9 protein-coding genes are annotated in these 12,529 nt (G+C 67.7%); 6 read left to right on the plus strand and 3 right to left on the minus strand.

The window, feature by feature from the left end; translation table 11 throughout:
* Position 1 precedes the first annotated feature (1 nt).
* Positions 2-970, plus strand: a complete 969-nt coding sequence (locus tag AAN986_RS04780; RefSeq protein ID WP_047217174.1) for a GTP-binding protein — start codon at positions 2-4, stop codon at positions 968-970.
* Here AAN986_RS04780 and AAN986_RS04785 read toward each other — a convergent pair.
* Positions 945-1,865, minus strand: coding sequence for a LysR family transcriptional regulator (locus AAN986_RS04785; RefSeq protein WP_012207461.1), 921 nt, complete (start codon positions 1,863-1,865; stop codon positions 945-947). The two genes, AAN986_RS04780 and AAN986_RS04785, sit on opposite strands and share 26 nt — an antisense overlap.
* 166 nt (positions 1,866-2,031) lie before the next feature.
* Between AAN986_RS04785 and AAN986_RS04790 the strand changes: the two genes are divergently transcribed.
* The gene (locus tag AAN986_RS04790; RefSeq protein WP_047217173.1) at positions 2,032-3,447 is read left to right on the plus strand and encodes a VOC family protein; all 1,416 of its coding nucleotides are present in this window, start codon (positions 2,032-2,034) and stop codon (positions 3,445-3,447) included.
* A gap of 123 nt (positions 3,448-3,570) precedes the next feature.
* Entirely contained in the window at positions 3,571-4,848 is a 1,278-nt protein-coding gene (locus tag AAN986_RS04795) for a PLP-dependent aminotransferase family protein (protein WP_349335586.1), read from the plus strand.
* A 108-nt stretch (positions 4,849-4,956) separates the two neighbouring features.
* On the opposite strand, the gene groL is transcribed toward AAN986_RS04795, so the two are convergent.
* Together groL and groES are read right to left on the minus strand one after the other, a co-directional pair.
* On the minus strand, positions 4,957-6,600 hold the full coding sequence (gene groL, locus AAN986_RS04800) for a chaperonin GroEL (protein ID WP_016445455.1): 1,644 nt from the start codon (positions 6,598-6,600) through the stop codon (positions 4,957-4,959).
* 48 nt (positions 6,601-6,648) lie between these two features.
* Positions 6,649-6,939 carry a co-chaperone GroES gene (gene groES, locus AAN986_RS04805; protein ID WP_016445456.1) on the minus strand — a complete coding sequence of 97 codons (291 nt, stop codon included), beginning with the start codon at positions 6,937-6,939 and terminating at the stop codon, positions 6,649-6,651.
* 946 nt (positions 6,940-7,885) lie between these two features.
* Here groES and AAN986_RS04810 point away from each other — a divergent pair.
* The 3 genes from AAN986_RS04810 to AAN986_RS04820 all read left to right on the plus strand — a co-directional run bounded on the left by AAN986_RS04810 (position 7,886) and on the right by AAN986_RS04820 (position 12,022).
* Positions 7,886-8,407: a sigma-70 family RNA polymerase sigma factor gene (locus AAN986_RS04810; RefSeq protein WP_016445457.1), complete on the plus strand. Its 522-nt coding sequence runs from the start codon at positions 7,886-7,888 to the stop codon at positions 8,405-8,407.
* Positions 8,404-9,405, plus strand: coding sequence for a FecR domain-containing protein (locus tag AAN986_RS04815; protein WP_047217172.1), 1,002 nt, complete (start codon positions 8,404-8,406; stop codon positions 9,403-9,405). Before AAN986_RS04810 ends, AAN986_RS04815 begins: the two co-directional genes overlap by 4 nt.
* 181 nt (positions 9,406-9,586) lie before the next feature.
* A complete protein-coding gene (locus AAN986_RS04820; protein ID WP_349335587.1) occupies positions 9,587-12,022 on the plus strand; it encodes a TonB-dependent siderophore receptor in 2,436 nt (811 codons plus the stop codon).
* The last annotated feature ends 507 nt before the right edge of the window (positions 12,023-12,529 follow it).

The following is a 12,529-nucleotide window of genomic DNA, read 5'->3' on the forward strand; positions in this document are numbered from 1 at the left end:
CATGGGACAGCGGTTGCCGTTCTCGGTCATCGGCGGCTTCCTGGGCGCCGGCAAGACCACGCTGCTCAACCACTGGCTGCGCCATGCGGATGGCCAGCGGCTGGCGGTGCTGGTCAATGACTTCGGTGCGCTCAACATCGATGCAGGCCTGATCAAGGCCCACAGCGGCGACACCATTGCACTGACCAATGGCTGCGTGTGCTGCCAGATCGGTGACGACCTGTCCATGGCCCTGATCGGCGTGCTGCAGCAGCGCGATCGCTTCGACGCCGTGGTGGTCGAGGCCAGCGGCGTCTCCGACCCCTGGCGCATTGCCCAATTGGGCTTGGCCGATCCCGCACTGGCGCTGGACGGCGTCATCGTGGTCGTCGATGCCGCTGCCCTGCCCGGGCAGGCGGCCGACCCGCTGCTGGCCGACACGCTGCAGCGCCAGGTGGCCCGGGCTGATCTGGTCATCGTCAACAAGACCGATCTGGCCGATGCCCGGACCCTGGAGCGCGTGCACGGCTGGATAGCCAGCCACGCGCCAGCCGCGCAACGCTGCGATGTGCACGAAGCCCGGGTGCCCGTGGAGCTGCTCAGTGGCGCAGCCCTGCTGCGTGGCGTGCGGGAGGTTTCATGGGGTGCCAGCACTGCGCGCCCCATGCATGGCCGGCAGTTCGAGACCTGGTCCTGCCAGCCGCCCGGGGTGCTGTCCGAGACGGCCCTGCAGGCGTGGCTGCAGGCCATGCCGGCCGGCGTGCTGCGGCTCAAGGGCGTGGTGCAGACCGGGGCGGGCCAGTGGAGCGAGCTTCAGTTTGCCGGGCGCAGCGGCCGGCTGCGTGCCGCATCAGCGCCCGCGCCCGCGCCCGTGCAGCAGCAGGTGCCCGCCATCGTGGCCATCGGCCTGGCCGGGCAGTTGCCGGTGGCGGCGCTGCAGGCGCTGGTGGCAGGCGCTGCGGGCGTCAGGGCTGCGGGCCGTCCCGCATGAAATCCTGGGCTGCCTGCTGCAGCCACTCGCGCAGGCTTTGCAGCGGCGGGTAGTTGCCGCGGCTCGTGGGCCAGGCCAGGTAGTAGCGCTCGGCGCTTTCCATCTCGGGCAGATGGGGCAGGGCACGCACCAGATCGCCCTGGGCCAGTTCCCGCTCGATCAGAAAACGCGGCAGCAAGGCCACGCCCACGCCGGCGATGGCGGCCTGGGCGGCGGTGGCGAACTGGTCGAACAGCATGCCCTGGCCCTCGGCCATGGGCGCATGGTGCACGGACAGCCAGCGCTGCCAGGCATCGGGGCGCGATGCCAGGTGCAGCAGCGGCGCCTGCAGCAGGTCCTGGGGCTGGGCAAAGCCATGCTGGGCCAGCAGGGCGGGGCTGCAGGCAGGCACCACGGTCTCGCTCATCAGAAAGGCCAGCTCGGCGCCAGGCCAGTGCGGCAGGCCGAAATGGATGGCGGCGTCCACGGCTTCGAGCTGGAAGTCGAACTGGGACAGCCGCGTCGTCAGGTTGATGGTGATGCCCGGGTGGGCGCTGAAGAACTGCGGCAGGCGCGGCGCCAGCCAGCGCGTGCCGAAGGTGGGCAGGATGGCCAGGTTCAGGCTGCCGCCGCGCGGGTTGGCCCGAAAACCCAGCGTGGCCGTGGAGATGCGCATCAGCGCGCCCCGGATTTCCTGCGCATAGGCCTGGCCGGCCGGGCTCAGGCGCACGGTCTGGCGCTCGCGCACAAAGAGCTCCGCCTCCAGCCGCTCCTCCAGCGCTCGGATCTGGCGGCTGACGGCGCTTTGCGTCAGGTGCAGCTCGGCCGCAGCTGCCGTGAAGCTCTGGTGCCGGGCCGCCGCCTCGAAGGCGCACAGCAGGGACATGGGGGGCAGGAAACGGCGGGACAGCAGCATGGCAGGGAGCGGTGGGGCAATCGTGGGAGGGGCCATTCTGTTTGGGAATGACCTATGGGCCCGATTATCGTTTGACCAGGCTCAAGGCGCAGACCTAGCATGCGTGCCAGGAATTCACCATGCCGCAGGCTGATCTGCGGCCCCACCATCAGTCCCCACGAGCACCATGTCCTCTACGTCCGCCAACGCCTTCGTGCCTTCCGACGAGATCCGCGCGCGCTTTTCCAGCGCCATGTCCGAGATGTACCGCGATGAAGTGCCCCAGTACGGCACGCTGATCGAGCTCGTGGCCGACATCAACCAGCGCACCCTGCAGGCCGAGCCTGAGCTGCTGGCCCGTATGCAGCGCAGTGGCGAGCTGGCCCGCCTGGGCGTGGAGCGCCACGGCGCCATCCGCGTGGGCACTGCCGCCGAGCTGTCCATGCTGCGCCGCCTGTTCGCCATCATGGGCATGGAGCCCGTGGGCTACTACGACCTGTCGGTGGCCGGCGTGCCCGTGCACTCCACGGCCTTCCGTCCCGTGGGCGATGCGGCGCTGCTGGCCAACCCTTTCCGCGTCTTCACCTCGCTGCTGCGCCTGGACCTGATTGCCGACGAGGCGCTGCGCGCCCAGGCCGCCGCCATCCTGGCGCGCCGCAACATCTTCACCGAACGCGCGCTCGCGCTGATCGCCCAGTCCGAGGCCAACGGCGGCCTCACCGATGCCGAGGCCGATGAATTCGTCGGCGAGGCGCTGGAGACCTTCCGCTGGCACAGCGAGTCCACCGTGGACGGCACCACCTACGACGCGCTGCACAAGGCCCACCGCCTGATCGCCGACGTGGTCTGCTTCAAGGGCCCGCACATCAACCACCTGACGCCGCGCACCCTGGACATCGACGCGGCCCAGGCCGCCATGCCCGCACGCGGCATGGATGCCAAGGACGTGGTCGAAGGCCCGCCGCGCCGCGCCTGCCCCATCCTGCTGCGCCAGACCAGCTTCAAGGCGCTCAAGGAGACCGTGCGTTTTGCCGGCGATGCCACGGGCGCAGGCTCGCACACGGCGCGCTTCGGCGAGATCGAGCAGCGCGGCGTGGCGCTCACGCGCAAGGGCCGCGCGCTCTACGACCAGCTGCTGGCCCAGGTGCGCGACATGGGCAGCGCGGGCAGTGCCGCACCCGACTACGGCAGCCGCCTGGCCCAGGTCTTCGAGGCTTTCCCCGACACCCATGAGCAACTGCGCCGCCAGGACCTGGCCTTCTACCGCTTCACGCTGAGCGACGAGGGAGCCGCCCTGGCCGCAGGCGAGGCCGCCGCGGCCGCCGCCTCGGACCTGGACGCCCTGATCGCCCGCGGCCTGGCCCAGGCCGAGCCCATCGTCTACGAAGACTTCCTGCCCGTGAGCGCGGCCGGCATCTTCCAGTCCAACCTGGGCGGCGAAGAGCAAAAGCAGTACGCAGCCCATGCGGCCCAGCAGGCCTTCGAGGCCGACCTGGGTGCGCGCGTGCATGACGAGATCGCGCTGTACGAGCAGGCGCAGCAGCGATCCATCGACCAGCTGCGCAGCGCGCTGCGCGGCCAGGCCGCCCAGGCTGTGGCCTGACCGGCTGCCTGGATGCCGGCTTTGGCCGGCATCCACCCTGTATCCCCTTTCCCGGGGCGCATGCGCAGGCGCCAGGCCTGTGCACGCGCCCCTTTGTTTTTTGCAAAGCCGCAAGAGGCCTTCATGAGCACTGCAGACCTGGGAATTCAGTCGCCCACCGCCCATCTGTTCAACCCGCTGTTCGCGCACCCCGAAGGCTCGCCCATACGCGAGCTGTTTCCCTATCTGAGCCGCCCTGGCATGCTCTCGCTGGCGGGCGGCTATCCCTCGCCCAGCCTGTTCGATGCCGAAGGCCTGCAACAGGCCGCGATGGCCGCTTTGCAGCAGGACGCTGCCGCCAGCCTGCAGTACGGCGCCAGCGAAGGCCAGCTGCCGCTGCGCGAAGCCCTGGCCGCGCTGTGCGCCACGCGCGGCATTGCCTGCACGCCGGCCGACATGATCGTGACCACGGGCTCGCAACAGGCCTTCGACCTGCTGGTCAAGGTGCTGGTGGAGCCTGGCGATCCGGTGCTGGTCGAGGTGCCCGCCTACCCGGCCACGCTGCAGACGCTCAAGCTGGCCCAGGCACAGGTCGTGGCCGTGCCCACGGACGAGCAGGGCCTGGACACCGAGGCCCTGGCCCGCCTGCTGGCGCAGTGGCCCCATGCGCGTGCCCCCAAGCTGCTCTATACCGTGCCCAACTTCTCCAACCCGGGCGGCACCCTGCTGCCCGCGGCGCGGCGCACGGCCCTGGTGGCGCTGGCACGCCAGCATGGCTTTGTCATCGTCGAGGACGACCCCTATGGCGAGCTGCGCTTTACCGGCCAGCGCGAGCCGTCGATCTACGAAACGGGCCTGGCGCAGTGCGGTGCCCAGTCCAACCCCGTGGTCTACCTGTCCAGCCTGTCCAAGACCGTGGCACCGGCGCTGCGCATCGGCTGGATGCTGGCCGACGCCCAATTGCTGCGCCGCTGCACCATCGCCAAGCAGACGGCCGACCTGTGCACCTCGCCGCTGGCGCAGATGATCGCCGCGCACTATCTGCGCTCGGGCCGCTATGCACCCCAGCTGGCCCAGGCCTGCGCCGAGTACGCGGCGCGCATGGATGCGCTGTGCTCGGGCATGCAGTCGGCCCTGGGCGAGCAGATCCGCTTCGTGCGGCCTGCGGGCGGCATGTTCGTCTGGGCGCAGCTGCTGCCGCCACAACGGCATGCGGGCGAGCCCGAGGCCCTGGCCCGGGCGCTGTTCACGGCCGCTGTGGAGCAGGGCGTGCTCTATGTGCCAGGCAAGGCCTTCTTCCCGGCCGAGGCGGCGCAGCAGGCCGGCCTGTGCATGCGCCTGTCGTATGCGGCGCCCACCGTGCCCCAGATCACCGAGGCCGTGGCGCGCCTGGGCCGGGCCTGGGGCCAGGCCGTGTCCTGAGGACATCGGCAACAGCGTTCATGCAATGAAAAAGGCCGCCCGAGGGCGGCCTTTTTCTTGCGGGGCAAACTGGGCATGGCGCAAGGCCTGCCCGGTTGCGGCGGGCAATTACATGCCCATGCCGCCCATGCCACCCATGCCGCCCATGTCGGGCATGGCGGGGGCGCCTTCAGCCTTGGGGGACTCGGCGATCATGGCTTCGGTCGTCAGCAGCAGCGATGCCACGGAAGCGGCGTTCTGCAGGGCCGTACGCGTCACCTTGGTCGGGTCCAGGATACCCATTTCCAGCATGTCGCCGTAGGTGTCGTTGGCAGCGTTGAAGCCGTAGTTGCCCGAGCCGTTCAGCACGGCGTTGACCACCACCGAGGGCTCGCCACCGGCGTTGGCCACGATTTCGCGCAGGGGCGCTTCGATGGCCTTCATGATCAGCTTGATGCCGGCGTCCTGCTCGGCGTCGCCGGTCTTCAGTTCGCCCACGGCTTGCTTGGCACGCAGCAGAGCCACGCCGCCGCCGGCCACGATGCCTTCTTCCACAGCAGCGCGGGTAGCGTGCAGGGCGTCTTCAACGCGGGCCTTCTTTTCCTTCATCTCGACTTCGGTGGCAGCGCCGACCTTGATCACGGCCACGCCGCCGGCCAGCTTGGCCACGCGCTCTTGCAGCTTTTCGCGGTCGTAGTCGCTGGTGGCTTCTTCGATCTGGATGCGGATCTGCTTGACGCGGGCTTCGATTTCAGCAGCTTGGCCAGCACCGTCGATGATGGTGGTGTTTTCCTTGCCGATTTCGATGCGCACTGCCTGGCCCAGGTCTTCCAGGGTCACCTTGTCCAGCGCCAGGCCCACTTCTTCAGCGATGACCTTGCCGCCCGTCAGGATGGCGATGTCTTCCAGCATGGCCTTGCGGCGGTCGCCGAAGCCAGGAGCCTTGACAGCCACAACCTTCAGGATGCCGCGGATGGTGTTGACCACCAGCGTTGCCAGGGCTTCGCCTTCGACGTCTTCTGCAATGATCAGCAGGGGACGGCCGGCCTTTGCCACGGCTTCCAGCGTGGGCAGCAGGTCGCGGATGTTGCTGATCTTCTTGTCGAACAGCAGCACGAAGGGGTTGTCCAGCAGGGCAACCTGCTTTTCGGGGTTGTTGATGAAGTAGGGCGACAGGTAGCCGCGGTCGAACTGCATGCCCTCGACGACGTCGAGTTCGTTGGCCAGCGACTTGCCTTCTTCAACGGTGATCACGCCTTCCTTGCCGACCTTGTCCATGGCTTCGGCAATGATGCTGCCCACGGATTCGTCGGAGTTGGCGGAGATCGAGCCGACCTGGGCGATTTCCTTGGAGGTGGTGGTGGCCTTGGATTGCTTCTTCAGCTCTTCCACCAGGGCGGCGACAGCCTTGTCGATGCCGCGCTTGAGGTCCATGGGGTTCAGGCCGGCGGCCACGTACTTGATGCCTTCGCGGACGATGGCCTGTGCCAGCACGGTGGCGGTGGTCGTGCCGTCACCGGCGATGTCGTTGGTCTTGGAGGCCACTTCCTTCACGAGCTGGGCGCCCATGTTCTGCAGCTTGTCCTTGAGTTCCACTTCCTTGGCGACCGACACGCCGTCCTTGGTCACGGTGGGGGCGCCGAAGGAGCGCTCCAGCACCACGTTGCGGCCCTTGGGGCCCAGCGTGACCTTGACCGCGTTGGCCAGGATGTTCACGCCTTCAACCATGCGGGCGCGTGCTTCGCCGCCGAAAACTACGTCTTTTGCTGCCATTTCAATTCTCCGGATTCAGTTGGAAAGTGCGGTTTCGAAGCGCGTGGATTACTTTTCGACGACCGCGAACAGGTCGTCTTCCTTCATCACCAGCAGTTCGTCGCCATGGACCTTGACGGTCTGGCCGCTGTACTTGCCGAACAGAACGCGGTCGCCGACCTTCACGTTCAGGGCGATCACTTCACCCTTGTCGTTCTTCTTGCCGGGACCCACTGCCAGCACTTCGCCCTGGTCGGGCTTCTCGGCGGCGTTGTCGGGGATCACGATGCCCGAAGCCGTCTTGGTTTCGTTTTCGAGGCGCTTGACGATCACGCGATCGTGCAGGGGACGCAGGTTCATACCAACTCCTAAATCATCAACAAAGTTGAAACAAAGACTTGCCGGCCCGGCGGGCCGGCATTCGAAGCAATGTGGGACAGAGGATTGTTAGCACTCATACCCAACGAGTGCTAATAATAAGGCAATTCGGCCAGGTTTCAAGGGGTAGGGCCGGATGTGCCGCAAGACGGCACATCCGGCGCGGAGTGCGGAACGCCACTGATCTTTAGTTTTTTCGGGGCGCGCCCGCGCTGGCCAGCGGCGAAGCGCGGCCTGCAGGAGCACACAGAACTTCCGGCGAAAGGCTGTCGCTGAATCACCATGCAGCCTGCGGGCTGTGACCTGACGTCGCATCGAAGGCGCCCTGGCCGTGGTGCTGAGCGCACCCAAGATCAGCCAGCCGTGCAGAGTGACTGTCCTTGATCAGGCGCGGATGAGGAGCGAAGCATCTGGCGATGCCGCCAGCCCTGAAGCTTGGATGACCACCATGTGGCTGCAACTGATAGGTCACGAGGTGGCCGTGAGCAGCAGCAATCGCTGCGGAGCAGTTGGCAACTGCAGACTTTCTAACGATGGCCTCAGGCTGATCTACGCCCTTCACTGTGCAAAGCGAGAGTGACAGGGACGACCAACACCGGCCGTTGAAGGCTTCCATTGTTGGACGACCGCTTCACCGTTTGGAAGTGGCCAGTCGATTCTTCGGTGCGCCGTGCTTCGCCTCGAAGGCCCCATTTCGCGCTGCACCGCTGATTCCTGTCGACTCAATGCCGTCGCTCCGACTGGTTTCAACGAAGGTGGAATCAGCCCACGATGGTGCTCGCGCCGAGCGTCCGCACTCAGGCGTTGGTGCGCAGGTTGGTGCAATGACGATGTAGGATTTGGATACAATGAAAATAAGAAGCATTCTTGTTTGCCGCTGCATATTGCCCCGGTGCCTTTCCTCCTGCTTCACTCGTGCCGCTTTCCCATGCCCGCCGCCGACCGCGCCCTTGTTCCCGATGTCGCCACTCTCTACTCCGACCACCACGGCTGGCTGCTGGGCTGGCTGCGCAAGCGCCTGGGCAATGCCTTTGATGCGGCCGATCTGACCCAGGACACCTATGTGCGCCTGCTGGGCCGTAGCGGCGCCGAGATCCAGGCCATTCGCGAACCGCGTGCCCTGCTGATGACCATTGCCCAGGGTCTGGCCGCCAACCTCTACCGCAAGCGCTGCGTGGAGCAGGCCTATCTGGACGCCCTGGCCCTCATGCCCGAGGCCGTGGCCCAGTCCCCCGAGCACCGCGCCATCGTGCTGCAGACCCTGGTCGAGGTGGACCGCCTGCTGGCCCTGCTCCCACTGCCCGTGCGCCAGGCCTTTTTGCTGTCGCAGATCGACGGCATGAGGCAGGCCGACATCGCGGCTGAACTGGGCCTTTCCGTGCCCACCGTGCGCCGCCATATCGCGCGGGCCGTGGTGCAAGTCTGCTTTCTGGACGACGACGGCGCATGAGCCTGCCCATTCCTCTTGCGGTGCGCGAGCAGGCCGCCGAATGGCTGGTGGAGCTGCAGTCCGATGATCACAGCGCCGGCACGCGCGAGATGCTGGTGCAGCGCCTGCAGCACTGGCGCGAATCCCATCCCGACCATGAGCGCGCCTGGCTGCGCATAGAGGCCATGGGCGCACGCCTGCAGCCGCTGTCCGGTACGCCGGCCAGCGTGGCCCTGGCCCAGGCCGCGCGCACGGCACGCGGGCGCGGGCGGCGCTTGGCGGTGCGCAGCCTGACCGTGCTGCTGTTCACGGGCGCGGGTGCCGGTGCCGTGGCATGGAGAGGTCCGGCATCCTCGGGCGACTGGCTGGCCGGCCTGGGGGCGGACCTGCGCACGGGCACGGCCCAGCGGCGCAGCCTGCGCCTGCCGGACGGCACCCAGCTGCAGATGAATGCCGACAGTGCGGTCGACCTGGATTTCAGCCCGCAGCAGCGCCTGGTGCGCTTGCGCGGCGGCGACATCGAGGTGGCCACGGCCCAGGGCCTGAAGGATAGTGCGCCGCCCTTGCTCGTCGAAACCCGCCATGGCCGCATACGTGCCCTGGGCACGCGCTTCGTCGTGCGCCAGCGCGGCCAGGGGCCCAGCCGGGTTGCGGTCTTTGAAGGCGCCACGGAGATCGCGCCCCGCGAACGGCCCGGCCACCTCCATCTGCTGCAAACAGGCCAGCAGGCGCATTTCGACACCCAGGCCACCACGCCGGCCGGGCTCGCCGATCCGGCCCTGGCAGCCTGGACGCGCGGCATGCTGGTGGCCCAGGACATGCCGCTGGCCGAGTTCCTGGACCAGCTGTCGCGCTACCGGCCCGGCCACCTGGGCTGCGATGGCGCCGTGGCGCAGCTGCCCGTCAGCGGCACCTATCCGCTGGCCGACACCGACCAGGTGCTGGCCATGCTGCTGGCCACCCTGCCGGTGCGCCTGCGCACGGCCACGCGCTACTGGGTGGTGGTCGAGCCGGCCTGATTTCCTGGCTCTTGTCGATCCTGGCTGATCGCTTTTCGCGTCTCGCGGGGCAATGGAGATGAAGCGCTTTTTTCTGCGCCCGCATTCCATTGCCAACCATCCAGGACCGAGGGACACGCACACCATGGGCCATCACCCGACTTTTCGCGCCACACGACTGGCATTTCAACTGCGGCAGGCCTTGCGCCCCGCCGTTCTGGCACTGCCGCTGGTGGCGGTGCTTGCCCCGGCGCAGGCCCACGCACAGGCACAGCCCCACGCCCAGGCAGTGCAGCGCTACGACATTCCTGCCGGGCCGCTGACCGCCACGCTCAATCGCTTTGGCGCCCAGGCGGGCATCCTGCTGTCCTTCTCCACCGCCCAGACCGCAGACAGGACCAGCCCCGGCGTGCAGGGTGATCGAACCGTGGACCAGGCCCTGTCCGCGCTGCTGGCCGGCACGGGCCTGCAGGCCCTGCCGCGCGAGGGCGGCGGCTTTGTGGTGCGACCGTCCCTGGCCGTGGGAACGCCCACCGGCGCGGCCACGCTGGCCGAGGTGCGCGTCACCGCCCAGGCCGAGCGCAGCGCCGTCACCGAGGGCACGCAGTCCTACGCCGCCAGCGAATCGCGGGCCGCCACGGGCCTGTCCCTGTCGCTGCGCGAGACGCCGCAGTCGGTCAGCGTGATCACGCGCCAGCGCATGGACGACCAGGGCATCGTGCTGCAGGAAGACATCGCCCGCCAGACCACGGGCCTGAGCTATGCGCAGTACGGTCCCACGGGCGGCGACACCAACCAGTTCTTCGCGCGGGGCTTTCAGATCAAGAACTTCCAGGTCGATGGCGTCAACCGCCTGTTCAGCGACTACCCGGCCATCTTCCAGACCAGCGACATGGCCATGTTCGACCGCGTCGAAGTCGTGCGCGGCGCCTCGGGGCTGATGAGCGGCGCGGGCACGCCCGGCGCCACCATCAACCTGGTGCGCAAGCTGCCCACGGCCGAGTTCCAGGGCAGCGCCAGGCTCACGGCAGGCTCCTGGGATTTCGCACGTGCCGAGGTGGATCTGTCATCTCCGCTCAACGCCTCCGGATCGGTGCGCGGGCGCATCGTGGCCGTGTCGCAGAACCGCCATTCCAAGGTCGACTACGAGCAGGACCGCAGCCGCTCGCTGTACGGCGTGGTGGAGGCTGACCTGTCGCTGTCCACGCTGGCCACCGTGGGCTTTTCCGCGCAGGACTACGACGCTTCTGGCGTAGGCAGTGGGGGCCGGCCTTTCTTCTACACGGATGGCACGCGCATCGATTGGAGCCGCTCCGCGTCCTCGGGCGCGCGCTGGGCCTCGGCACGGCGGGACTACCGCAGCGTCTTCGCCTCGCTCGAGCACCGCATGGCCAGCGACTGGCGCCTGAAGGCCATCTACACGCTCGACCGCAGCAGCTATGACGAGATTCCGGGCTGGACCAATGAACAGCCTGTGGACCGCACCACCGGCACAGGTGCCGGCCTGTGGGCCGCCTGGTGGACGGGGCGGCCTCGGCAGGACACGCTGGACCTCACGGCTTCCGGTCCCTTCCAGCTGCTGGGACGCCAGCACCAGGCCGCCTTCGGCGCCAGTGTGGCGCGCACGCGCAACGACAGCGGCTCGCATGGCCGCTGGGCCTTCCCCGGCTGGGACAACACCATAGACAACCTCTTCACCTGGGATGGCCGCACGCCGGTGCAGCCCGACAACCCGGTACTAGGCCGCAGCGCGGCCGTGGAACGCAGCAGCAGTGCTTACGGATCGCTGCAGCTGCGCCCCACGGACCGGCTGTCCGTCATCGCGGGCGCACGCATCACGAACTGGAAGCGTCGCGACAGCTACACCGATTTCGCCAGCGGCGAGACCAGCGGCAGCGCCATGGCCGAAAACGGCAAGCTCACGCCCTTCGCCGGCCTGGTGCTGGACGTGGGCCGCGATTGGTCGGCCTATGCCAGCTATACCGATATTTTCCAGGCGCAGAGCAGCCTGGACATCCACGGCAAAAAGCTCGATCCCCTCCTGGGCCGCAGCTACGAGCTGGGCCTCAAGGGCGAGCTGCTGGACAAGCGCCTGCAGGTGGGCGCCGCCGTCTACCGCCTGCTGCAGGACAACGTGGCCCAGGCCATCACGGGCAGCTACGCGCCCAATGGCGAGCAGGCCTACCGTGCCGTCAAGGGCGCCGAAACGCGTGGCTTCGAGGTGGAGATGACCGGCGAAATCCGCCGCCACTGGAACGCCTCCGTCGGCTTTGCCCGCAACATCGCGCGCGACGCCGAGCGCAACCGCCTGAACCCCGAAATCCCGCGCAACACCCTCAAGCTGTTCACCACCTACCGCCTGCCTCACATAGGCCACGGCCTGACCGTGGGCGGCGGCGCGCGCTGGCAAAGCGGCACCTGGAGCGACCTCTCCTTCCTGGGCCTGCCCAACGTCAGCCGTGTCGAGCAGAAAAGCTATGCTGTGGCCGACCTGATGGTGCAATACGCCATCAATCCGAAGCTCACGGTCTCGGCCAACCTCTACAACGTCTTCGACCGCAAGTACCAAGGGGTTTCGACCTCGTCGTACTACGGGGAGGCGCGGAATATGCGCGTGGCGGTGTCTATGAAGTTCTGAAATGTTTTCAGCTGCGCCCCGTGTGAACGTCGTCAGCATCAGTGGATGTGCTGTCCGCCGTTGATGGCGATGTTTGCGAGGGTAGAGCTGTCAGGGTGTCATGGCGAGCCTGGCCGTCCATCCGTGTTTCGGGACTGCAAGTTTGAGTGGGGGTGAGACGATCACTGGCACGGGGCGAGCGCCCGGAGAATGTCCTAGCCTTCGAGTAGCCCCACCATTTGGGCCAGCGCTTGTCGCAGGGGCTAAGGACTGCTTGGCGCCATGCAGCGTGAGTTCGCCCGGCGGCGGGGGGGCGGCAGCTGCCGAGGCAAAGCCGACACCGACAGGCCAGCGACAAACGACTGCAACGGGTCGGTAGCTGCCACACAAGAGCCCATGGCAACGCGCGACGCCGCCGCACATCGGCCCTGAGCCCTTGCGCCTCGGCCGATAGCTCGCTCCTCAGCCTTGCTGGCCAAAAAACTAAAGTGCAGTGGCGCGTTTTCCGTACAGACGAAAGTTCAGTGG

The sequence above is a fragment of the Delftia sp. DS1230 genome, assembly GCF_040112715.1.
Lineage (GTDB): Bacteria > Pseudomonadota > Gammaproteobacteria > Burkholderiales > Burkholderiaceae_C > Comamonas > Comamonas tsuruhatensis.